Here is a 22848-nt window from a genome sequence, read left to right on the forward strand (position 1 = left end):
TGTATTATTTTCTGGCTATGCGGCGGATTTCGTGGTATAATGACTGTTATATCGCGGAGGTGCGCTGTGTCCGAAAAAAAGTATATCGTTGCGCTCGATCAGGGAACGACGTCGTCGCGGGCTGTCGTATTCGATCACGAAGCGAATAAGGTTGCAAGCGCGCAGCAGGAATTCAATCAATACTATCCGAAGCCCGGCTGGGTCGAGCACGACGCCGAAGAGCTGTTTTTGTGTCAGCTTTCGGTGCTCCAAGAAGTCGTGCGAAGTGTCCGCATCGAAGCGGCGGAAATCGCGGCGATCGGTATAACGAATCAGCGGGAAACGGTCGTGCTGTGGGATAAGGCGACGGGAAAGCCCGTGTACCGCGCGATCGTGTGGCAGTGCAGGCGGACGGCGGAACTCGCCGACGAATTGGTGCTGTCGGGTCAGGGGGATGTGATCCGCGAAAAGACGGGGCTGATTCCCGATGCGTATTTTTCCGGTACGAAAATCAAATGGATTTTGGATAACGTCGAAGGCGTGCGTGAACGTGCGCAAAACGGTGAGCTTCTCGCCGGTACGATCGACACGTGGCTCGTGTGGAAGCTGAGCGGCGGAAAATGCCATGTGACGGATTATACGAATGCTTCCCGCACGATGCTTTTCAATATTCACACACTGCAGTGGGACGACGATCTCTTAGAGCTGCTCGGCATACCGCGCTGTATCCTTCCCGACGTAAAAGATTCATCGTATGTGTATACGACGACCGACAAAAACGTATGCGGTTTTGAAGTTCCGATCGCGTCCGTCATTGGCGATCAGCAGGCGGCACTTTTCGGACAGGGCTGTTTCAATGCGGGCGAAACGAAATCGACCTACGGTACCGGCTGTTTTTTGCTCATGCACACGGGGACAAAACCGGTCGCATCTTCTCACAAACTGCTGACCACGATCGCGCTCGGTATAAACGGCTCCGTGACATACGCGCTCGAAGGCAGCGTGTTTATCGGCGGGGCGCTCATCAAATGGCTGCGCGACGAACTCGGTCTTATTAAAACCGCACACGAATGCGATACGCTTGCCGAAACCGTTCCCGATTCGAACGATGTCATCATTGTGCCGGCTTTTACGGGACTCGGTGCGCCGTATTGGGATCCCTATGCGCGCGGTACGATCGCGGGGCTTACGCGCGGTGCGAATAAAGCGCATATCTGCCGCGCGGCGCTCGAAGCGATCGCGTTTCAGGTAAAGGACGAACTTGAGTGCATGAAGGAAGACGCCGGCTGCGCGATTCCGACGCTGAAAGCGGACGGAGGAGCCTGCGTGAGCAATCCGATGATGCAGTTCCAATCCGATATCCTCGACACGCCGGTGTACCGGCCGAAAAACGTCGAAACGACGGTGACCGGTGCCGCCTTTCTTGCGGGGCTTGCCGTCGGCTTTTGGCATGACAAAGACGAGTTGCTCGGATTTTGGAAAATGGATAAAATCTTTACGCCTGAGATGGAGAGTAAAAAACGTGATGTGCTGTACGCGTTGTGGAAGCGTGCGGTCGAACGTGCAAAAGGCTGGGCCATACATTAACAATTTTTAACCTCATTGATAATTTTCCCGGCTGCCTGAAAACTTCGGTTTTTAGAGGCGACCGATAATCGATATGTAACTATGTTTGTTGGAGGCATCATGAATAGCAGGATTACGTATGACGTTGCGATAATCGGCGCGGGGATTACCGGCGCCTGCATCGCGCGGGAGCTCGCAAAAACTTCCGCAAAGATCGCGCTCATCGAAAAAGAAAACGATGTCGCGTGCGGCAGTTCGAAGGCGAACTCCGCGATCGTTCACGGAGGATTCGATCCCGTGCCGGGTACGCTTATGGCGCGCCTCAACGTGCGCGGAAGCGAACTGTATCCGGAACTTGCAAAAAAATTGAATTTCGATTACGAAAACAACGGATCGCTCGTCATCGCCTTCGACGAACAGGGTAGGGCGCTTCTAAATACGCTGCTCGAGCGCGGCAGGAAAAACGGCGTTAAAGATCTGCGCATCGTCGAAAGCGAAGAACTGCACGATATGGAACCGAATCTCGGCGACAATTCGCTTGCGGCGCTGTACTCTCCGACTGCGGGGATCATGTGTCCGTACAAAGCGACGTGGGCGTTTGCCGAAAGCGCGGTCATAAACGGCGCGGAATTTTTCAGAAATACAGCGGTTCACGCGATCGAAAAAACGGACGGCGTCTTCGTGCTACGTACGGGGCACGGAGAGATCCGCGCGAAGTACGTCGTAAACGCCGCGGGCATCTTTGCAGATAAAGTGAGCGCGATGGCGGGCGCTCGAAAATTCGTCATCAAGCAGCGGCGCGGCGAATACTGTCTTCTCGACAACAACTGTAAATCCCTCGTCAATCATACGCTCTTTCAAACGCCGACCGCGCTCGGAAAAGGCGTGCTCGTAACGCAGACAGTCGACGGCAATATTTTGATCGGGCCGAGCGCCGACGACCAAAGCGGCGACATGGACGGCTATACGGGGACGACCGCCGCATCGCAGGCGGACGTGCTTGCAAAAGCGTCGCTTACGATCCCCGATATCCCCCGCGGCAATATTATCAATTCCTTTGCCGGTATCCGCGCGATTGCCTGTGAAACGGATGAAAACGGAAATGCGGGCGAAAGCATCGAAGATTTTATCATCGAAGAAGATGCGAACGTAAAAGGTTTTATCAACGCAAGCGGTATCTGTTCGCCCGGTCTTTCCGCCGCTCCGGCAACCGCCGAATACGTCGCGGAACTGCTTAAAAGCGCGGGTCTCGATGTAAAAAAGCGGGACGATTTTATCGAAGAGCGCAAGGGGATCACCGCCTTTCACACGGCGAATATTGCGACGCGTTTAAAACTTATTAAAGAAGATCCTCTGTACGGGCAGATCATCTGCCGCTGCGAAACGGTAACGGAAGCGGAAATCGTACAGGCGATCCGTTCTCCGCTCGGCGCACTCGATGTGGACGGCATCAAGCGGAGGACGCGGGCGGGCATGGGCAGGTGCCAAAGCGGTTTTTGCTCGCCGCGCGTTACGGAAATCCTTTCGCGCGAAGCGCATATTCCGATGACGTCGGTGACGAAAAAAGGCGGCTCGTCGTTCATGCTTGCAGGCAAAACGCGCGACTTTTCCGACGATGAATCGATGCAGGGGGCGAAACGATGAGCAATACGATATACGATGCGATCATTGTCGGCGGCGGGCCGGCAGGTCTTGCCGCAGCCGTTTCGGCACACGATAACGGTGCTGAAAAATTATTGATTTTGGAACGCGATTCGAAGCTCGGCGGAATTCTTTTGCAGTGCATTCACAACGGATTCGGTCTTCACTATTTCGGAGAGGAGCTGACGGGTCCCGAATACGCAGGCCGCTTTGTCGCGCAGGTTCGCGAACGGGGCATCGAATACAAAACGGATACGATGGTCATTTCGATAGACAGGGCTGAAGATTTTGAAGGTGCGGGATTGACCGGAAAATCGTTCGATAAAACGAGCGGAGAGCACGTCGTCACAGCGATGAACGCAAAAGACGGACTCATGTTTTTGCACACGAAGACGGTTATACTCGCGATGGGCTGCAGAGAGCGGACGCGGGGCGCTCTCGTCATTCCGGGGACGCGTCCGGCAGGCATCTTTACGGCCGGAAGCGCGCAGCGTTTCGTCAATATCGACGGATACTTGCCCGGTAAAAAAATCGTTATTTTGGGAAGCGGCGACATCGGGCTTATCATGGCGAGGCGGCTCACGCTCGAAGGGTGCGACGTAAAAGTCGTATGCGAAGTGATGCCGTATTCGGCGGGCTTGAGCCGCAATATGACTCAGTGTCTCGAAAACTTCAACATACCGCTGAAATTGAGTACGACGGTTATCGAAATCCACGGGAGAGAGCGCGTGACGGGCGTTACGATCGCTGCAGTCGACGCGAACCGCCGTCCGGTAAAAGGTTCGGAAGAATACGTCGCGTGCGATACGCTTCTCCTTTCGGTCGGACTCATTCCCGAAAACGAAGTGAGTACGGGCGCGGGCGTTCACATGGATCCGGTGACGAAGGGGCCGTCGGTCAATCAGCTTATGGAAACGAGCGTACCCGGCATCTTTGCGTGCGGCAATACCGTACACGTTCACGACTTGGTCGATTTCGTGACGACCGAAAGCGTGCTCGCCGGAAAATGCGCGGCCGAATACGCGCTTCATGCGGAAAGCGCGAGACAAAATGCAGCGAACGCCGCTTTACATGCGCTTCCGATACGGCCGGGAAACCGCGTGCGTTACACCGTGCCGCAGCATATCGATCGGGACGACGCTTTTAAAGAAAGTGCGTCGAAGAAGTATGCGGATAAAAAAGACGAGCCAAAAGTGCAGATCATGTTCCGCAGCACCGACGTGTACCGCGGAGTTACCGTCGCCGTCTACAGCGGCAACGAGCGGCTCTATTCGAAAAAAGCGCGGATCGTGCGGCCGGGCGAAATGCAGATCGCGGACGTGCCGGCTTCTTCGCTTGCAAAGGTTGAAGCGCCGCTCACCGTTTCGATCGAAACGCCGGAAGATACGATAGACTGATCGGCGCCCGCGGCATTGTGCAGACGCGATTTTAAAATTTTGCAAATTCGGAATACGAGGTTTCTTATGGAGATAAACGAAAAAAAGACGATGACATGTATCATCTGTCCGATGGGCTGTCAGCTTGAAGTGACGAAACTGTCGGGAGCAGGGGAGGCGCCTTCATATTCGGTTACGGGCAACGCGTGCAAGAGAGGCGAAGCGTATGCGTATAAAGAACTTACGAATCCCGAGCGGACGCTCACCTGTACGGTGCAGGTTGCAGGCGGCGCTTCGCGGCTCGTGCCTGCAAAGTCGAAAGCGGAAGTGCCGCGCGATATGCAGCTCGAATGTATGGAAGTGATAAAGCGCCTGTGCGTTCCGGCTCCCGTCCGTGCGGGAGACGTACTCTGTGAAGACATCCTCAATACGGGTGCCGATATCGTCGCGTGCGACGATGTCGCAGCTGTGTGATTTTATAACCGCTGCGATTTGCCGTGCGGTCGATCGCAGTTTTCAGCGGCTCGTTTGAATCTGCGGTTTACAGATGCGACGTTAGAGTATTCGATACGGTTCGTAGCCTTGAGGGGGTGTAAGCGCAGAGGGGGTAGTGGAAAAGACCGGAGCGCCTGAGCGCGAGGACTTTGGAACGAGGGGGAGACTTCCCCCTTTTTTATATTAATAATTATAGAACTCGAACGATGATTTATTAATTGTTAAAACTTCGCTTTTCGGAGGCGCACCTGTTCGATGTCGTCGCTGAAAAGTTCGCGCAAATCGTTGAGTCCGAGCGCCATAAGCGCCATACGGTCTATACCGATGCCCCATGCCAAAACGGGTACGTCGACACCCATCGCTTTCGTCACTTCGGGGCGGAATATGCCCGAGCCGCCGAGTTCGAACCAGCCGAGCACCGGATGTTTTATGTGCACTTCGATCGACGGTTCGGTAAACGGAAAATAACCGGGCACGTATTTGACGTCGGTTGCACCTGCGATTTCCGTCGCGAACATTTTTAAAAAGCCCAGCAGCGTTTTTAAGTTGACGTCGTTTCCGAGTACGATGCCTTCGGTTTGATAAAAATCGCTCAAGTGTGTCGCGTCGACTTTATCGTAGCGGAAGCAGCGCACGATGCCGAAATATTTTCCGGGCACTTCGGCTTTGTGGAGCCGGTGCGCGGAGAGGACGGTACCCTGACTTCGCAAAATGAGGCGCCGCGTAAACTCCGTGTCGAAGCGGTAGTTCCATCCGCGGCTTCCCGAATCTCCTCCGTTTTCGTGGATACGCTTGACGTTCGACAGGTAGGGCTCTTCGATCGATTTTGCGTGCGTCGGATTTTTGATGCGGTACACGTCGTGGATGTCGCGCGCCGCGTGAAACTGCGGCATAAAGAGCGCGTCTCCGTTCCAGAATTCGGTTTCGACGAGCGGGCCGTCGAACTCCTGAAAACCGAGCGACGAAAGTTTGTCTTTTACCGATTCGAGAAACTGCACGTAGGGATTCGTTCTGCCGGGGATGATGCGCGCGGGCGGAATCGCGATGTTGTACGCGCGGAAAGTTCCGCGTTTCCAGTCGCCCGAAGAGAGCAGCTGCGGCGTCACTTCTCCGATTTCGTTTCCGGTGATGCCGGCTTTTTTGAGCGCTTCGACGACTTTTTCGTATGCGTCGGTGAGTTTATACGTAACCGTTTCGCGTTCGATGATTTTGAACGGGCTGTCCGCAGCGCCTCGCTTTTTTGCGAGGCTCGCGATGACATCCTTTTCTTCGGCGGAAAGAGATTCTCTGTCGAGCTGTCCGTTTTCGGCAGCTGCGGCTTTTTTTAATAATTCTTTGACGATCGAAATGCGTTTCGGAAGGGGCTTATCGGTTATGACGACCTGCTTTTCGTCGTTCATTTTCAAAACGCCGTCTTTTGCAAGCTGACCGAATGCGCTTCCGATATCTTTGCTTTCGATGTTCAGCGCCGCGGCGATCTTCGGAAGTACTTGGGCGCCGTGTTCTTTTATAAAATTTATAAAGCGCTCTTCGATCGTGCTGCCGACTTTTACGATGGAACGGCCGAGCTCGGTGATTTCGTAATACGTGTGCGGCGTTCTGCCGGCTTCTTTGACAAGCTCTTTGCCGGAAAGCCACGAAAACGCCTGGTTCGCGTGACCTTCTTTATAGTCCAAATCTTTTTGCAGTTTTTCGGACGTTAAATCGTCTTTTTGCGAATAGCGCAAAAGCACTTTCGTTTCGAGGGGATGCAGATTTTTAATAATATTTGAAACGTCCATTTCGTGCCTGATTTACCGAGTGAATTTTACGTACGACATATACTGTGCGCAGCTGTAGCCGCGTTCGTTTTTAAAATATTTTTCTTTGTCGCGCGTGAGATATTTATAGTGATAATATTGATTAGCTTTCATAAAATCTTCGAGGCACGCGAGTACGGTGTTCATCGCCTGCGCTTTGTCGTAGGTGACGTACATGCACGTGTAGTAGATGCGCACTTCGTCATAGCGCGGCGTATATTCGATGCGAACTTCGGCCGTGTCGTCGGTCGTGTGCTGATTTTCCGGTATGATGATGCGCGTCGTCTTTTCGTCGTAGCCTCTGTTGTCGGCGGATGTTTCGGGCGTAAACGACCCCGATTTCTGCGCAAACATCATCGCTCCTGCAAAGAGCATGCAGCATGCGAGCAAAATTTTTTTCATAACGCGGTACCTCCATAGTGCCCTTCGTGTTTCGATTGTCAAAATTGAGTATACGGTAGTATTTTATCAGTTTCAAGAAAAAAATCAAGCTGGACTTTATAGCGCCCGGCATCGATGCCGATGAGCGGTTCCCGTCTGAGAAGAACTCTGCCGCGTATCTCTTTCGGTTTATTTTTGATTTTTGTCCGAAAGTAGGCGCGCACTGCGTCTTTGATCGCGTCGCGCACGGCGTCCCTTATGCCGTCGAAGCCGTCGGAAATTTTTCCGTAGCCTATACCGTGTACCGTATCGTTTGTGATCGACGCCCAAAGATAATAATTTCCGATCATCGAGGCAGTCCGCGTAAATTCCGCCCAGCAGTATACTTTGCCGTTTTCAATCCACGGCTTTGCGTACGTGATGTTTTGCTCCGCTTCACCCAATTCCCGTATCGGAGAAAAATCGATGTACTCTTCGACGCTGCGCAATTTGTCGGACGGCGTATAGCTGAAATTCCAGCCGTGTACCATCCCTCCGATGATAAACGGTGCGAGCGTTTTCAGCCGCGCACTTGAATAATCGAATATGCCTGCGGAAGTATCCTGCGCTTCGGCGAGTCCCGGATATGCGTCGAGCTCCGCCCACAGCGGTATGCGGATATGTTCGATAACGTCGGGCGTTTGCGAAAACACGGCTCCCGCTTTTGCATGCGGACATATGCACGCGGCGAAGAGAAAAAAAACCGTCAATACGAAACGCTCCGCGAATACAAGCGCATGCTTATAGGAGGGGATCATGTCGTGCATTATTATTAATATTTTTTTCATCTGTCGATCTTAATTTGCCTTCCGGTCTCGTTTGCCTTTACATTTATTATCGTATAATTTTTCATAATCTCAAAGAAAATCGCCCAGTTCGGAAGCTGACGTTCGAGCAGGTCGACGTTGTCTCTGTTGCGCGACGACATTATCAATACTTTAAGATTCGAAATGATTTCGCTGTTCGCTTTTTTCGCATCGGCGAGCAATTCGTTTATTTGGATGTATACATTTTGCAGATGATATATTTCTTCCTGCAGCAGTTTTTGCGCATTTGTATTGGCGGTGGAGACCATCGTTTCAAGCTTCGTATAAAAATCGCTGTCTTTGTGGCTGTCCACGATATAACCTTCGAGAACGGCAGTGTCGAACATTTTGCCGCGCGAAAAAAGATTTTCGAACGCTTTGATCCTGCCTTCGCATTCGCAGGATGCATACACATTGCTTGAAAATTCGGATTTGTATGTTTGATTATTAAAAAAACCTTCGATGATGATATTGTTCAAAAGCGCTTGTATCGGTTCGGTAAGATATTGCTGCAAAAAGGTTTTGAGTATCTGCATCGGTGTAATCCATGCAAAGGCGAACGACGTATTCGCTTGGAGCTTTGCATTCGTGCTCGTATCGTAGCCGATAAGCGTCGCAAGGGGAGAATCGCCGAAGAGTTTTGAAAGTTCGCTCGAAAGCAGTTCGTCTTTGAGTTCCGTTTTGATCCGCTGTTCATCTGCGAGATACTGCTGTTGAAATCGCTCTGCAAAATTCTTTCGCGCCGATTCTCGGTATTCGACTGCGGCGGGTTTGTATTCCGCATTTTCTTTGTGTATGCGGATCAGCGCTTGTAAGTGCTGAGGCGTGAGTACGTGTGTTACGATGTATGCAATTTTTTTTACGTTTTCCTTATACGCTTCCGTTCGAGATGCGGAAAGCGCGCCGTTATTTTTCAACTGTGCGAGCGCAATGACGGCCTGAACGACGGCATTCGTAATCTGCAATCCTTCGATTTGAAAATAAAGATCTTCGACCGCGTTTCCGAGCCGTTCGAGCGGCACATCCTGATAGACCGGCTTGTACGACAGATCAACCGTTGTAAAATTCGCATCGAAGGGATGGATGATTGCGGCGAAATTGAAGCGGCACAAATCGACAAGCTGATGCAGCGAGATCAATTCTCTGTCGATGTTTTTAAATGAATCGCCGTTGAGCGCTTTTATTATTTTCTCAAGCGTGTGCCGCTGGCGTTCGAATTCCCGATCCTGCTCGTTGCCCGCTGCAGCCGCCGCTTTTTTTCGGTTGGCGTACGAAAGTGATTTTATCGCTTCCTGATCTTCCGGCGTAAATCCCGTCAGCACGAGCTGAGCTTCAAAGCGCCGCTGCTTCGGGATGTCGGAACCGCCGATCGTTCCGGCAAACAATTCGTTGAGCGGGTGCGTGTTCACGTACAGGATGCGTACGGCTTCCGCAAAGTTCGGCAAAATGCGCCCGTTCCGGTACAGAGCGGGTTGTGCGGAAAGGATTTCGCTTTCGAGCTTTTTTTTCTGCAGCCGCTGCTGCACTTCGGGAGAAGCTTTGTTGAATATCGATTCGAAAAAAACGACGATCGCGCGGAACAAACTCATGTATACTATTGTAATTCATTTTACCGTTTTTGCAAGAGCTCGGCAATTGCGAGCAGTGCGGAGCAATCGCCGAGCGTCTCCGATAAAAGAAAAACGGCTTGGCCGTTTTTCGACTCACGACTTCCTATAAGATTGCGAGCAGTGGTCGTTCGCGGTGCATCCGTGAACCGCTCACTACCGTATTTTTACTTCGTAAAAATACGCAGCCGTTTTGCCAAGATACGACACGGCCTCCGTGCCGCGTATTGCATGAAATGAAAATTCCCGCGCAGGATTTATGTGCGTCTATCACAAAGCGCACCGTAAACGCCGCGCTTTGTGTCCTCATAAGGAATCGCAGTCGGCTTTTGCGGTACATCCATTTATTTTTACAAAAAAGCGCGTAATTTATCACTTTGTAAACGATATATAGGTCGAAAGTCGAGTTTCGAAAGTATTTCTAAATAAAGCTATGCTTTCGGCGAGAACCCGTCCGCTTAGCCGCGGTCGAGCTTTTAGGGTAGGCTTCCGCAAGCCTAACGCTCGAAACGGCACGCAGCCGGAACCTCGCCTCCGCATCATTTTATTCACTTTCGAAACTCGCCGTTCAGTTGGTGAACGAAACAGTTGGAAAATTTCGAGTTTTAGAAAACTCGAAATTGAACCATATAGGTCAGCGGCTTCCTTGCCGCACTATCTCAATAACCGAAGGTGCAGCTATGGAATATACCCATAAACCCGTCGAAGAACTTTCCTTTACCGATGACTTTATGTTCGGCACGGTCATGAAAAATAGAATGATCTGCAAAGGCGTCATCGAGCGTCTTTTGCAGATCAAAGTCGGTAAAATCGAATATCCCTCGCTGCAAAAAAAGATAGCACCCTTTTACGAAAGCAAGGGTATACGTCTCGACGTCTATGTCTCAGATCCCGAACGCATCTTCGACATAGAAATACAAACGTCGATTCCGCCCTCTCTTCCCAAACGCACACGTTATTACCAAAGCCTTATGGATGTCGATAACCTCTTACGCGGACAAAGCTACGCCGAACTGAAAGAGAGCTACGTCATTTTTATCTGTACGCAGGATCCCTTCGGAGTGGACTTACCTGTTTATACATTCCGCAGCGTGTGCAGTGAGGACGGCAGTATTTTTCTTGATGACAAATCGTATAAAGTATTTTATAATGTGGGTGCCTACGGTAAAGAAGATGAACCTGAATTGAGCGCTTTGTTGGAGTATCTTTGCGAGAGGCGGGCGACGAGCGGTTTTACACAGCACATCGATGAGCTTGTCGAAAAAGCGAAACGGAACGAAAAGTTCAGGAGCTGGTATATGTCGTTAAATATACGGGAAGATGACTTACGCATGGCAGGTGAAAAGATCGGTTTTGAGCGGGGAATACGCAAAGGCCGCCGCGACGGTATTGCCGCGGGAGCTTATCAGGCAAAGCGGGAAACGGCAAAGCTGATGGCCGAACGCAAGTATCCGCTTACTGAGATCCACCATATGACCGGTCTCTCGGAAGCGGAAATCAAAAAACTGTAATAATTATTTGCTTTTCAAAAAGCTCGACATTCAGATTTTTTAGGCAAAAATTGATTTCCGTGGGGTTTGCCGACGGTTTTGTTTCGTTTTGCTTACGGCTTTAATCCGTCCGTAAAAAATCGGCTGTACTCCCGGTCGCCTTATCCTCGCAGTCCCGAAACTATCGCGCGGTAGTCGGCTTCGCTCGACGCGTGAACGAGTTTCGCTCTGAGTTCCGCGCCGCCGGGGATACCTTTCGTATACGCGCAAAAACGCTTTCGCATTTCTTTGCATGCACACGCTTCTCCTGCATCTTCGATGAGGAGTTTAAGTTCGCGGAAGCCCGCATCGATGCGCGCTTCGATGCCGACGTCTTCATAGCTTCCGGTCGTGAGGAACGCCTTTGTCTTTGTAAAGATAAACGGATTTCCCATCGCACCGCGCGCAAACATGACCGCATCGCAGCCGGTCGTTTCGAGCATCGCCCGTGCGTCTTCCGGCGAAAAGAGGTCTCCCGAACCGAAGACGGGAACGCGGCCGGACACGAATGAAACGAGTTCGTTGAGCGCATTCCAATCGGCTTTGCCTTCGTAGCCCTGCGCCCTCGTCCGCGGGTGCATCGTAATCGCGGCGACGCCTGCCGAAAGAGCCGCGTCCGCCGCTTCTTTCCACGTGATCGTTTTATCGTCCCAGCCTGAGCGGATCTTTACGGTGACGGGGATGCGCCTTTTTGCATGTTCGAGTGCACGGACGGCCGCTTGTACGACGGCGTATAATTTTTCGGGATTTTTCGTGAGTACGGCTCCGGCTCCGGTCTTTACGATTTTCGGAACGGGGCAGCCGCAGTTTATGTCGATGCATGCGCAATCGGTTTTTTCGGCGACGAGTGCGGCCGCCTTTGCGATGACGTCCGGATTGCCGCCGAAGATTTGTACAGCATACGCCGTTTCGTTTTCCGCCTTTCGCAAAAGGCGTTCGGTTTTATCGTTATCGCGGACGAGCGCTTCGGCGGATACCATTTCGGTATACGTGAACGAAGCGCCGCAGTCGACGCAGATCGAACGGAACGAACGGTCGCTGTATCCCGCGACAGGTGCGAGGAATATGTTTCCGCCGAGCGTCAGAGAACCGATCGCAACGGGATGATACGGCATTATTCGGGAAGGTTAAACGCTTTGCAGCTGTTTTTCCAAAGTTGATCGGCAAGCTGTTCGATATCCGTTTCAAGCAGGTCGGAAAGGAAATGCGCCGTCGACGTGATATATGCCGGCATCGTGCGCTTTTTTTCGCGGAATTCCGCCGGGATCATAAAAGGACTTTCCGTTTCGATGAGAATTCTGTCGACGGGTACGTTGAGCGCCGTTTCGTGCAGATTTCGCGCATTGCGGTATGTTAAATTTCCCGCGAACGAAAACCACACGTTCATGCCCGCATCGAGGCAACGCTTTGCGTAATCGGCGTCTTCCGAATAGCAGTGAAAGATCGCCCCTGCCTGCGGAATGCGTTCGGCAAGCACGTCGAATATGTCTTTGCCCGCGTCGCGGTTATGGATGATGACCGGCAGGTTGTGCTTTTGTGCGATTTCGAGCTGCGTGATAAACAATTCGATTTGCGACCTCTTGTCGCCGAACTGCTTGTAGTAATCGAGCCCCGTTTCGCCGACGGCGACGACATTCGGCAATTTGAGATTTTCTTCGATCGTATTTGCGTAGTCTTTGCCCGGATTCGTCACTTCGGACGGAGCAACTCCGACCGCATGGTAGATGCCGTTTACCGCTTTCAGCGTATTGTACACGCGCTTAAAATCGAGAAGACTGTTATTGATGGATATAATTCGGGCAACGCCGGCCTGTTTTGCCTGCTGAATGACGCGGAGCTGCTCAATAGGGTCATCATAGATCAGCCCGATGTGGGCGTGAGTATCAAAAAATTGCATGGCATTTCTCCTATAAAAACTTTTGCAGGTACTTGCAGCGAAGCTTCAAGCAAGGTGCAACTTCCGAAAAAGTTTTTAGTCATGCGCGCGCCTCGCAACGAGGAGCTTTGCTCCGACGTTTCCAGCGGCGCATACGTTCAATAATCGAGTTTGCGAAAACACACTGTATCGTATTCATTTGATTTTCATGAAAATGATATGTGTATATATCTTCCGCAAACATCCGCGCAAACTCGAGATAAGAACGCTGCGATTTCGAGCAATGCACAGAAATCGCGAGTGTCTCCCATAAAAGAAAAACGCTTTGGCGTTTTTCGGCTTTAGACTCCAGCGACGGCGATATTTCAGACGGCGCTTTTTATCATTTCTCCCATAAATAAAAACTTTCGAAGAACGTATGTTTTCGAAAGTATATGCAGCGAATCGGAAATATACCGATGTTATTGTTTCTATAAAGATACCACAGCTTTTGTGTGAAGTCAAACTATTTTTACGAACGTGTTGAGCGTGCATTTGACCCGGATACGGCGCATTTTCCTTTCTGTGTATATCTGCACTTCACTTTTCCAAGAGCGATGCGAGCTGCTGGGCATATTTTTTTACCGCTCTTCGTCCGAGCGGGGTTGCGCTGTACAGTGTCACGGGCTTTCGATTTACGAACCGTTTTTCGACCGTCAGATAACCGGCGTTTTCCAATTTTTTGCAGTGAACGGTCAGATTGCCGTCGGTCGCATGTACCGTATCGCGCAGCACGGTAAATTCGATTTTTTGGCAGCCGAGGAGAACGGACATAACCGCAAGGCGCAGGCGGGAAGACAGCTGCTCGTCGAGCAGGCGGTGATCGAAAAAATCGACTTGCCGATCAGCAGCGGTCATCGGACGACTTCTTTTTTCGCATGATGATGAGAGCGGCGAGGGCGGGGATTGCAAGCAAAACGAAAGTTGCCGCGCTTATGATGAGCGGAGCTGTGTGTGGCCCTACAAAGAGGCAGGGCAGTGCGGACAAGAGCCAGAGGACGCCTTCCGCGTACATGATAATCCTTGCGCGCCTTTGTATCAGCGTTCCGCTCGTAACACATCCGACCGCTATCAATATGCCGATGATGAAAAAAACGGCGGAAAAATCGAGCTTACCGAAAAACGACAGTACAAAATTCAATACGATGACAAAACCGATACTGCCCCATAGAGCGGCAAAGATGCGGTCACTTGCCCTTTGTATTTTTTCCTGCCGTTGCCGGCGGAAATACAGCGGTAAAAAAAGCTGGCAAAATCCGATGACGAAGAGCCAAATGAGCCACACGTATTTTGCCGAACCGAAAAACAGACAACCGTACGTTGCACCCGTTCCGACGGGAATGGCAATGCCGTATACCGAAAACGGCACGAGCATCGATTCGAAACCCGCTTCGGCGTCTTCCGCCAATGCACCGATTAAAGACAGCTGTTCTTCTATCTCTTCGTCGTTCATACTGCAGTACCTTTTTGCAACATCCTCAGAATATAGAAAACGCCGATTAAAGTCGAGTGCACATCGGCGCTTTTATATTCGATTGTGTGTTTTATCGGCACATCGGGAGCGTGTAGCGCATACCGGCTTTTGCGTGAAAGCCGAATCCGCCGCCTCCGATTTCGGTAAAAAAGCTGAAGTTGACCGGCTTTTGGGTCATAAAGAATTCAAAGCCGAAAAATCCTTGCCCCGTTATGGCAACCGTATACTCTTCGTCGAGGGGAAAACGTGCCATGGGCCCGCCGCCGCCGTACAAGCGGATATTTGCCGTTTGCATCAGATGTCCGCCCATTATCGAAAAATCGACGACAGGGTATCCGTATGTGTACTCGCTGTCGGGGAAATAGTATTCCGCATTTAGTCGGAACGCGAACGAGTTGTCGAAAAACCACGGAGACGTGACGGCGGTCGATAGAGCGAAATCGCTTTTGAGACCGGCCAGTGCGAAATCGAATCCCATGCCGGTTTCCGATTTTTCCCTTCCTTCTTTTGCAAACGTGCACGCGCATGCCGCACATAGAAGGCATATACCGCATAAAATCTTTTTCATAAAATACTTCCTTGTGTGTCTGAAAATCTTGCCGTCGAAGCCGGATAAAAAGCTGCAGTCTTTTATACTCGGTTTCGATTTCCGGAACAGTATAACTTATTTACTTTATTTTGTAAAGTGCTTTATAATTTTTTATGTCGAATTTCGAAGACGTCGATTGTCGGTCGGTGCATACAATTCCTTGCAGGTATTCTCGCGTGTCGGTCATTTCGGAAAAAGATATTGATTGACGTATTTGTAATGACGTACTACAATTACTTTGGGTCGGAAAAAGCAGCTGACTTTATTCTTTATGTTGATATTTTATACAATGAAGCATATTATATAACCATAAATAACTATGATGAAAAACGTATTTGAAAAAATCAAAATGAACGGGAGAAAAATTGCAGCTTCTCCCGTAACGTTGAGGGCGTTGTACCTCGTCGTGTTGCTCGAACTTATGCTGTTCCCTTTCAGTATGACCGGCATGGATTTGTTCAATCCGGAACAAACTTCCCGCCTGCTGTTTCCGTTTACCGTATTGTTTTCGGGTGCGGTAACGAAAGGTTTTAATTTTTTTTATATTTGCTGCCTTTCGTTTTTTCTTTTGCCGATAACGTTTATAGTCATCGCGCTGTCATTTTTCCGAAAAGAAATAACCGAGCTCATCATATATCTGTGTTTGCTTGTTTCGCTGACGTTTTACTTGGCGGCGTCCGTTTGCGGAATCATTTTATTTGCGAATACCGCCCGCTGGTTTTCTTCGCTGAGTCCCCTCGCGTATGCGGCGTTTTTTTCGGCTTTGATCTTCCATGCGTGTCTCATCGCCGTCGGGATCGTTTCCATAAAAGCGCAAAACGAATCTTATGTCGAATATAAAAAATTATTAAAAGAAGAAGAAAAAAAAGAAGCCGTCATTCGGAAAAAGGCGGCGGAAAAATTGAAAAAACGGAAAAAGACCGAAGCCGATGCAGATGAAAATTTTACCGCCGTAAAAACCGCTTTGAGCGAATGGGTACATAGCGTGCGGACTGTTAAAATCAAAACGCACATAAAAATCAAGATAACCGTCGTTATTCTTTTGACGATCCTTATCATTCTTTCGACGTTTATCTACACCGATTTGAAAAATTATAAAGCGCTTGTTTCGCAGACCGCCGACAATACGGGTAAAAATCTTGCGGAGCAGGTTGCCGCGATTTACGATTTTTCCGACGGACTCCATACGAAGATAAGCGCTTTTCTCGAAGGCATCAACAAAACCAATGCGTCTTCGCCTTTTCCCTGTCAAAGAGCGGATATCATTACGACGAGCGCCAAATCGAATGTTTTTCTCGAAGCGATCGATTATGCTACCGAGTTGCCGGAATTCGACGTTTTTTCGTATACGACGGCTGCAGGGGAGATCCATAAAATCCATCAGGAAGAAAAAAGGATTTTACCGTCGGAAGCCATTCAGTACATAGTCCACTTCCAAGACATAAACACGAGAAGCAAGCCCATTTACAAAGAGGGAAAAGACACGTGCATCTATGTATATCCCGTAACATTTTCGAGAAAAGACGGCCAAAAGCTCGTGGGATTTTCGGTCGTTACGTATTTGAAAGAAATTTTAAACCGACCGTATTTTCAGGCAAAAGTTTTTATCCTTTCGATCTCGGTGATTTTTTTCTATGCTTCCATAATCATCACGCTGTTCCTCGCTGACTTTATAGTAAATCCCGTTCTCTTCCTTTGCGGCAATATCAGACGAACGGCGAACAGTCTCAGCGATATGCTTGCCGGAAATGCAAAGATCGAATCGGGTAAATTGATTTTTGAAGAAACCGTCAATACCAACGACGAAATAAAAAATCTCTCCGTCGAAATAAACAATATCGTATCGCTTGTGCGCGGTATGCTTCCCTATGTGTCGTTTCACACGGTGCAGAACGCGGAAAAAAAAGCGGGCCGTTTGAGCACGACGCGCGAGTTGTGTTTTTTGTTTACGGATATCCGCGGTTTTACGAGCCTTTGTGAAAAGGTACAGCCGAAAGAAGTTATACGGCTTTTAAATCATTACCTCGATATCGAAACGAAAATTATTTTCGATAACGGAGGCGATGTCGATAAATATGTCGGCGATGAAATAATGGCGTTTTTTTCCGGAGCGAAAAAGGAAATCAACGCGTGCAAAGCCGCAATGGAAATTCGCAAAGCGATGTACCGCGAAAAACAGCTCGCGCTCGAAAAGGGGGCGGATGCTATCGCCGTCGGTATCGGGATCAATTCGGGTTCCGTCGTATTCGGTTCCGTCGGTTCGGAAACGCGCAAAGATTTTACGTCGATCGGCGATACCGTAAACCTTGCGGCGCGCCTTGAAAGCGCGAATAAGGAATACGGCTCGAAATCGATTATTTCAAGGGCGGTGTATGAAAAGCTCGGAAAAGATTTCGTGTGCCGCGAACTCGACTACATAACGGTAAAAGGAAAAACGAAACCCGTGCGTATCTATGAAGTGCTGCAGGCGAAAGAAGCTGTGACCGATAAAATTCTCGATTTAAAACGGAAATTTGAAACCGGTTTGTCGTATTACCGAAAAATGGAATGGGATTCTGCAGAAAAATACTTTTCCGAAAACGCGGAAAAATACAACGATGCGCCGTCAAAAGTATTTTTGAAAAGGATTGCCCGCTATCGGTTATCGCCGCCGAGCAAGGAATGGAAGGGCGTTTTTGTAATGACGGGAAAATAGCAGTCGCGCGACGGCGATCGGATTTTCGGGACGATCGCGTTTTAACGGCTGCAGACATTGTCTTTTACAAGAGCTTGCGTTTTTGCTTGTGTTTTGCTTGCAATCGCATCGCTCTTTACGTTACAATAGAACGCTATGAAAGCTTCTCAAACGATTATTTCAACGCTGCGCGATTCTCCCGCCGATGCCGTCATCGAAAGCCACAAGCTTATGATGCGCGCGGGTCTTATCAGAAAATTGGCAAACGGATTATACGCGTATATGCCCCTCGGTTTGCGTGCGCTTCGAAAAGCGGAAGCGATCATCCGCGAAGAACTCGATGCCGCCGGCATGCTTGAAATAAAACCGCCGGTCATTCAACCTGGCGATTTGTGGAAAGAAAGCGGGCGCTGGCAGACGATGGGGCCGGAAATGCTGCGCGCAAAAACGCGGGGCGGACAGGATATGATCGTGAGTCCTACTGCGGAAGAAGCGTTTACGGCTCTCGTGCGCGACGGTCTTACGTCGTACAAACAGCTGCCGATTTTTATCTATCAAATCAATACGAAGTACCGCGACGAAATCAGACCGCGCTACGGCGTCATGCGCGGCCGCGAATTCATCATGATGGATGCGTATTCGTTCGATGCGGACGAACGTTCGCTCGATGAAAGCTACGAAACATGTTCGCGCGCATACCGCCGTATTTTTAAGCGTATGGGTATCAACGTGATTCGCGTACGAGCCGACGCCGGCGCTATAGGCGGAGACGTCTCGGAAGAGTTCATGGTCGAAAGCTCCGTCGGCGACAATACGCTCGTGCTCTGTCCTTCATGCGGTTATGCGGCAAACGTCGAAAAAGCTTCGTGCAAAGCCGATACCGCCCTCGACACCGCAGGTAAGGTGCAGGTTGCGGCCGAAAAACCGATCGAAAAAGTTTCGTGCCCCGGCGTCGAAACCATTGCCAAGATGGAAACGTTCTTTAAAATGAGCGCTTCGCAGTTTATCAAAGTGCTCATCTACAAAGCGTATAATTCCTCCCTCGATTTGACGGATGCGCGCGGAGGTGCCGCATTTAAGCGTGAAAAGGATGAGGGCGGAAACGAATATTATCCGGAAAGTTTTTTTGCAGTTGCAATCCGCGGCGACCTCGATGTGAACGAAACGAAACTCGCTGCTGCCCTTAAAGCGAGCGGTGCGGAACTCGCGGAAGAAGAAGACGTTATAAAGTATTCCGGTGCGCCGCACGGATTTGTCGGACCTGTCGGATTGACGAAAGTGCCGCTCGTTGCGGACGAAAGCGTTATGGTAAAAAAGGACGACGGCTCGTACGACGTTCGCGTCCACGATACGGTAACAGGCGGCGGCGAAAAAGACGTCGACAATATGCACGTCGAACCGCTGCGTGACTTTACACCTTTTATGACGGTCGACGTTCGCACCGTAAAAGAAGGCGATGCGTGCGCCGTCTGCGGCAAAGCGCTCTATACGAAAAAAGGCAACGAGCTCGGTCACATCTTCAAACTCGGTACAAAATACACGAAGTCGATGAACGTTTCGTATCTCGACGTAAACGGTAAAGCGTGTATGCCGCTCATGGGCTGCTACGGCATCGGCGTCGATCGTACGCTTGCGTCGATCATCGAAGAGCACCACGACGATAAGGGTATCGTTTGGACGATGAGTACCGCGCCTTACCAGGTCGCGATCGTGCCGATAAAATACGAAGGGCGCATGAAAGAAGTGTCCGACGACATTTACGATGCGCTTACGAAGGCGGGCATCGAAGTGCTGCTCGACGACAGAAACGAGCGGCCGGGCGTCAAATTCGCCGATATGGATTTGATCGGCATTCCGGTGCGAATCGTCGTCGGTGAAAAAAATCTTCCGAACGTGGAGATAAAAGAGCGCTCCGCAAGCGAAGCGTCCCTTGTTCCGGTCGGCGACGCGGCAAAGCATGCGGAAAAGATCGTGCGGGATGCGCTCGCGGCTCTCAATGCGTAAGCGTGATGTAAAATCCGCAATGTGTACAAGGGCGGAACGGCGCGACGTGCAATTCGAAGCGGTATAAAACGGGTAGAAAACGGCGCGATGTAAATTCGCGGTGCGCAAAAGGGAGGGAATGACCGTTATGCAACCGATAAAAAAAATCAATAATTATTATAAGGCGATCGCCTGTGCGGCGTTTTTTTTGTGCATGAGGGCGGCGAGTGCGCTTCCGGGATTTACGCCGTACGTCGAAGATGCATCGGGCGAATACGTGTATTACGAAGATAAGACCTTTACGCGGAAGTCTTACGTCGGCTTTCTGTGCTACGATGAAGCGACGTACGCCGCGCGCTATTATGCGCCGAAAACGGATAAAGACGCGCCGCTTTCCGTAACGATTTTTATAACGCTCGATCCCGCATCCGATCACATGGAAATCACCGGCGAAAAGCAGGTCGCGTCCGGCTCTCCGCGCGACGGAGAAATCGTCAATTATCTTGAAGACATGATGTACACGCTGAATGCGCACCGTACCAAAGCCGGCAGCATCGTCCGTGAAAACGAGCGGATCGTGCCCGACGACATCATGCAGTTCGGCGGCAAAGTCGTCGTCGAATACGATTACCTCATTCCGCTCTTCAACGTCGCGCGCATCGCAAAGGAAAGCGATATGTCGATGCTCTTCGACGTCGTAAGCGTCGGAAAGCTTGCGTCTTCGAGCGACGGAGCCTTTTCGAATTTTACGGGTTTTCCCGAATCCTACGCGGACAAAAAAAAGCCCACACAGCGAAAAAAAACCGCGGCAAAAAAAACGACGCTTTCGTTTGACGGACAAAAACTTGACGCCGACGAAGATTGGGTGCAAAAGATGGACAATATGTGGATGCTCGGAAACGATGCGGTCATTTCCATGGCCTCTCTTCCGAAGCCCGCGGAAACTTCGCATCGTGCGGAAGCTCTCATGATCCGGCGCCTGCTCGAAGGAAACGGTACGTCTTATGCGGATTGGCGTTACGCGTCGGTGAAGGGCGTTGCGGGAACTTATACGCTCGGTGCAGTCTTTTACGATACCGAAAAAAAACGGGCGACGCGAATCGTCAGAAGATTGACAAAGAGAAATGACGGTTCGTACGCGTTTTTTACGCTCAGCGTGTTCGAAAGCGCGTACGCTGCGGGCAGATCGTATTTCGACCGTATCGCCGATTCTTACCAGGTACAGTCAGATTTTTGAAAAGCATTTCCTAACCCTTTGAGCGCACGGATTGCAGCCGCGGAAACGCAATGTACGGCGGGGCTGTCGCTGTGGAGGCGATTTTGCGTTACTCCTTCCTTTTTAGGGAATAGCGTTTTCCGTGCGTTTGTCCATACATGTATGCGCGTATGTATTTTACTTTTTTAAAATATGTGCTATAATTTATTAATTCATTTTAAACCGATTTTCTGTCGGTAATTCGGAGATATCATGGCATCACAAAAAATGGCAGTCGATCTTGAAAAAATCAAGATGGCGATACATTCGGGTATACCGCTTTCCATTACGACATACACGCTGCCGCGCGAGATGGAAACCTATATGGGCGATATACTCAGTGCATTTTTGACCGAGTTGGATCAGCAGCAGATGATTCAGTATTTGAGTTATTGCCTAAGCGAGCTTATGACGAATGCGAAAAAGGCGAACACAAAGCGCGTGTATTTCGCGGAAAAAAAACTCAATATCATGGATGCAGGCGATTATAAAGCCGGTATGACGACGTTTAAAGCGGATACGCTCGGCAATATCGAACATTATCTGCAGCTGCAAAAAGAAGCACGCCTTTATGTAAAGCTTTTTCTGCAAGTTCGTGCGAATAAAATCAAAATCGAAGTACACAACAATTGTCCGCTCACCGTTTTCGAATACAAACGCATTCACGATAAACTTGCGCGCGCTCAGCAGTACGCTTCTATGGAGGAAGCGCTTTCACAGATACTCGACGACTCCGAAGGTGCGGGACTCGGGCTCATCATCATGATTTTGATGCTCGAAAAGATCGGGTTGACGGAAGAGAATTTTCAAACGGTTTCGGAAAACGGCGAAACGATCACGCGCATCATATTGCCGGTGAGCGAAAAGACGAAAAAGGAATTGTCGATCGTCGCGCTGGAATTTATTAAAACGATCAACGATTTGCCGCAATTCCCCGACAATATCGTGCGGCTCAACAGACTTTTAAACGATCCCGACTCGAAGATGTCGGACATAGCGATGCAGATAAGCAACGATGCGACGCTTACGGGAGAATTATTAAAGCTCGTCAATTCTGCAGCTTTCGCTCTTGCAAATCCCTGTTCGAATATCGCGGACGCGGTAAAGCTCGTCGGCATACGCGGTATCAGAAACCTTTTGTACAGTATCGGCTCAATTAAAACGTTTGAAAGGGTTCCGGGCAGCAAAAAAGAGTTGTGGGCGCACGCATACCAAGTCGCATTCTATTCGTACAATATGGCGCGCAATTTCTGTGCGAACGAACGCGCCGTCATCGATGATGCGTACATCTGCGGACTTCTCCACGATATGGGAAAGATTATCTTTGAAACGGCGCATCCCGATTTGCTCGAGCGCGTTATGACGGTCTGCAGCAACAAAGGTATTTCAAAAGAAACGTTCGAAAAATTGATATCGGGTGTCAATCACGGGGAGATCGGCGCGCGCGTTGCGGAAAAATGGAATTTCCCGGAAACGATTTCGAACGTCATCCGCTATCACCACGAACCGGAAGAAGCGCCCGAGAATATCAGAAAGCTCGTGTCTCTCGTATACCTTGCGGATGCGACCGTGCACTATCAAAAAGGCGATATCGATTTTTATCAAATGGATCCCGCAGTGCTCTCGCTTTTCAAAATCACGTCGGAAGCGCAGCTGAAATCCATCGCCGACAGATTGTACATCGCATTTAAGCGCGACCGGACAAATTAATTAATAGATCGAAAGTCGGGTTTCGAAAAT

18 protein-coding genes are annotated in these 22848 nt (G+C 50.1%); 9 read left to right on the forward strand and 9 right to left on the reverse strand.

All coding sequences use genetic code 11. The annotated features are described in order from the left end of the window. The first annotated feature begins 39 nt into the window (after positions 1 to 39). The 4 genes from glpK to H9I36_RS00505 all read left to right on the forward strand — a co-directional run bounded on the left by glpK (position 40) and on the right by H9I36_RS00505 (position 5036). Positions 40 to 1566: a glycerol kinase GlpK gene (gene glpK, locus H9I36_RS00490; RefSeq protein WP_187383432.1), complete on the forward strand. Its 1527-nt coding sequence runs from the start codon at positions 40 to 42 to the stop codon at positions 1564 to 1566. Positions 1567 to 1665: 99 nt separating this feature from the next. Continuing rightward, complete coding sequence (locus H9I36_RS00495) at positions 1666 to 3189, forward strand: NAD(P)/FAD-dependent oxidoreductase (protein ID WP_187383433.1); 1524 nt, start codon at positions 1666 to 1668, stop codon at positions 3187 to 3189. Next, positions 3186 to 4583, forward strand: coding sequence for an NAD(P)/FAD-dependent oxidoreductase (locus H9I36_RS00500; RefSeq protein ID WP_187383434.1), 1398 nt, complete (start codon positions 3186 to 3188; stop codon positions 4581 to 4583). Before H9I36_RS00495 ends, H9I36_RS00500 begins: the two co-directional genes overlap by 4 nt. Before the next feature lie 66 nt (positions 4584 to 4649). Beyond that, the gene (locus H9I36_RS00505) at positions 4650 to 5036 is read left to right on the forward strand and encodes a DUF1667 domain-containing protein (RefSeq protein WP_187383435.1); all 387 of its coding nucleotides are present in this window, start codon (positions 4650 to 4652) and stop codon (positions 5034 to 5036) included. Positions 5037 to 5278: 242 nt separating this feature from the next. Here H9I36_RS00505 and pheS read toward each other — a convergent pair whose 3' ends face one another. The 4 genes from pheS to H9I36_RS00525 are packed head-to-tail and all read right to left on the reverse strand — an operon-like array spanning position 5279 to position 9671. Next, positions 5279 to 6838, reverse strand: a complete 1560-nt coding sequence (pheS, locus tag H9I36_RS00510) for a phenylalanine--tRNA ligase subunit alpha (protein ID WP_187383436.1) — start codon at positions 6836 to 6838, stop codon at positions 5279 to 5281. Positions 6839 to 6850: 12 nt separating this feature from the next. Continuing rightward, entirely contained in the window at positions 6851 to 7258 is a 408-nt protein-coding gene (locus H9I36_RS00515; RefSeq protein WP_187383437.1) for a hypothetical protein, read from the reverse strand. Positions 7259 to 7296: 38 nt separating this feature from the next. Next, a complete protein-coding gene (locus tag H9I36_RS00520) occupies positions 7297 to 8064 on the reverse strand; it encodes a hypothetical protein (protein WP_255422610.1) in 768 nt (255 codons plus the stop codon). Then, the gene (locus H9I36_RS00525) at positions 8061 to 9671 is read right to left on the reverse strand and encodes a DUF5312 family protein (protein WP_187383438.1); all 1611 of its coding nucleotides are present in this window, start codon (positions 9669 to 9671) and stop codon (positions 8061 to 8063) included. The genes H9I36_RS00520 and H9I36_RS00525 overlap by 4 nt, the downstream gene beginning before the upstream one ends. Before the next feature lie 698 nt (positions 9672 to 10369). Between H9I36_RS00525 and H9I36_RS00530 the strand changes: the two genes are divergently transcribed. Beyond that, entirely contained in the window at positions 10370 to 11200 is an 831-nt protein-coding gene (locus H9I36_RS00530) for an Rpn family recombination-promoting nuclease/putative transposase (protein WP_187383439.1), read from the forward strand. 140 nt (positions 11201 to 11340) lie between these two features. Here H9I36_RS00530 and dusB read toward each other — a convergent pair whose 3' ends face one another. The 5 genes from dusB to H9I36_RS00555 all read right to left on the reverse strand — a co-directional run bounded on the left by dusB (position 11341) and on the right by H9I36_RS00555 (position 15175). Continuing rightward, a complete protein-coding gene (gene dusB, locus H9I36_RS00535) occupies positions 11341 to 12333 on the reverse strand; it encodes a tRNA dihydrouridine synthase DusB (protein WP_187383440.1) in 993 nt (330 codons plus the stop codon). Next, positions 12333 to 13115, reverse strand: a complete 783-nt coding sequence (locus H9I36_RS00540) for a TatD family hydrolase (protein ID WP_187383441.1) — start codon at positions 13113 to 13115, stop codon at positions 12333 to 12335. The genes dusB and H9I36_RS00540 overlap by 1 nt, the downstream gene beginning before the upstream one ends. A 558-nt stretch (positions 13116 to 13673) precedes the next feature. After that, positions 13674 to 13991: a winged helix-turn-helix domain-containing protein gene (locus tag H9I36_RS00545; RefSeq protein ID WP_187383442.1), complete on the reverse strand. Its 318-nt coding sequence runs from the start codon at positions 13989 to 13991 to the stop codon at positions 13674 to 13676. Beyond that, the gene (locus tag H9I36_RS00550; RefSeq protein WP_021330401.1) at positions 13978 to 14586 is read right to left on the reverse strand and encodes a hypothetical protein; all 609 of its coding nucleotides are present in this window, start codon (positions 14584 to 14586) and stop codon (positions 13978 to 13980) included. The genes H9I36_RS00545 and H9I36_RS00550 overlap by 14 nt, the downstream gene beginning before the upstream one ends. 91 nt (positions 14587 to 14677) lie before the next feature. Continuing rightward, positions 14678 to 15175 carry a hypothetical protein gene (locus H9I36_RS00555; protein ID WP_187383443.1) on the reverse strand — a complete coding sequence of 166 codons (498 nt, stop codon included), beginning with the start codon at positions 15173 to 15175 and terminating at the stop codon, positions 14678 to 14680. 340 nt (positions 15176 to 15515) lie between these two features. Here H9I36_RS00555 and H9I36_RS00560 point away from each other — a divergent pair, with 340 nt between their 5' ends. The 4 genes from H9I36_RS00560 (at position 15516) to H9I36_RS00575 (ending at position 22818) form a co-directional block, all read left to right on the forward strand. Continuing rightward, on the forward strand, positions 15516 to 17891 hold the full coding sequence (locus H9I36_RS00560) for an adenylate/guanylate cyclase domain-containing protein (protein ID WP_187383444.1): 2376 nt from the start codon (positions 15516 to 15518) through the stop codon (positions 17889 to 17891). A gap of 135 nt (positions 17892 to 18026) precedes the next feature. Beyond that, entirely contained in the window at positions 18027 to 19874 is a 1848-nt protein-coding gene (locus H9I36_RS00565) for a proline--tRNA ligase (protein ID WP_187383445.1), read from the forward strand. A 127-nt stretch (positions 19875 to 20001) separates the two neighbouring features. After that, positions 20002 to 21090, forward strand: coding sequence for a DUF7954 domain-containing protein (locus H9I36_RS00570; protein WP_187383446.1), 1089 nt, complete (start codon positions 20002 to 20004; stop codon positions 21088 to 21090). Between the two features lie 231 nt (positions 21091 to 21321). Continuing rightward, a complete protein-coding gene (locus H9I36_RS00575; RefSeq protein ID WP_187383447.1) occupies positions 21322 to 22818 on the forward strand; it encodes an HDOD domain-containing protein in 1497 nt (498 codons plus the stop codon). Positions 22819 to 22848: the final 30 nt, after the last annotated feature.

The organism is Treponema sp. Marseille-Q4130 (genome assembly GCF_014334325.1).
GTDB lineage: Bacteria > Spirochaetota > Spirochaetia > Treponematales > Treponemataceae > Treponema_D.

Bases quoted from the DNA above. Each gene is read 5' to 3' on its own strand.
- glpK (WP_187383432.1), top strand. From the start codon at position 40: ATGACTGTTATATCGCGGAGGTGCGCTGTGTCCGAAAAAAAGTATATC.
- H9I36_RS00495 (WP_187383433.1), top strand. From the start codon at position 1,666: ATGAATAGCAGGATTACGTATGACGTTGCGATAATCGGCGCGGGGATT.
- H9I36_RS00500 (WP_187383434.1), top strand. From the start codon at position 3,186: ATGAGCAATACGATATACGATGCGATCATTGTCGGCGGCGGGCCGGCA.
- H9I36_RS00505 (WP_187383435.1), top strand. From the start codon at position 4,650: ATGGAGATAAACGAAAAAAAGACGATGACATGTATCATCTGTCCGATG.
- pheS (WP_187383436.1), bottom strand. From the start codon at position 6,838: ATGGACGTTTCAAATATTATTAAAAATCTGCATCCCCTCGAAACGAAA.
- H9I36_RS00515 (WP_187383437.1), bottom strand. From the start codon at position 7,258: ATGAAAAAAATTTTGCTCGCATGCTGCATGCTCTTTGCAGGAGCGATG.
- H9I36_RS00520 (WP_255422610.1), bottom strand. From the start codon at position 8,064: ATGAAAAAAATATTAATAATAATGCACGACATGATCCCCTCCTATAAG.
- H9I36_RS00525 (WP_187383438.1), bottom strand. From the start codon at position 9,671: ATGAGTTTGTTCCGCGCGATCGTCGTTTTTTTCGAATCGATATTCAAC.
- H9I36_RS00530 (WP_187383439.1), top strand. From the start codon at position 10,370: ATGGAATATACCCATAAACCCGTCGAAGAACTTTCCTTTACCGATGAC.
- dusB (WP_187383440.1), bottom strand. From the start codon at position 12,333: ATGCCGTATCATCCCGTTGCGATCGGTTCTCTGACGCTCGGCGGAAAC.
- H9I36_RS00540 (WP_187383441.1), bottom strand. From the start codon at position 13,115: ATGCAATTTTTTGATACTCACGCCCACATCGGGCTGATCTATGATGAC.
- H9I36_RS00545 (WP_187383442.1), bottom strand. From the start codon at position 13,991: ATGACCGCTGCTGATCGGCAAGTCGATTTTTTCGATCACCGCCTGCTC.
- H9I36_RS00550 (WP_021330401.1), bottom strand. From the start codon at position 14,586: ATGAACGACGAAGAGATAGAAGAACAGCTGTCTTTAATCGGTGCATTG.
- H9I36_RS00555 (WP_187383443.1), bottom strand. From the start codon at position 15,175: ATGAAAAAGATTTTATGCGGTATATGCCTTCTATGTGCGGCATGCGCG.
- H9I36_RS00560 (WP_187383444.1), top strand. From the start codon at position 15,516: ATGATGAAAAACGTATTTGAAAAAATCAAAATGAACGGGAGAAAAATT.
- H9I36_RS00565 (WP_187383445.1), top strand. From the start codon at position 18,027: ATGAAAGCTTCTCAAACGATTATTTCAACGCTGCGCGATTCTCCCGCC.
- H9I36_RS00570 (WP_187383446.1), top strand. From the start codon at position 20,002: ATGCAACCGATAAAAAAAATCAATAATTATTATAAGGCGATCGCCTGT.
- H9I36_RS00575 (WP_187383447.1), top strand. From the start codon at position 21,322: ATGGCATCACAAAAAATGGCAGTCGATCTTGAAAAAATCAAGATGGCG.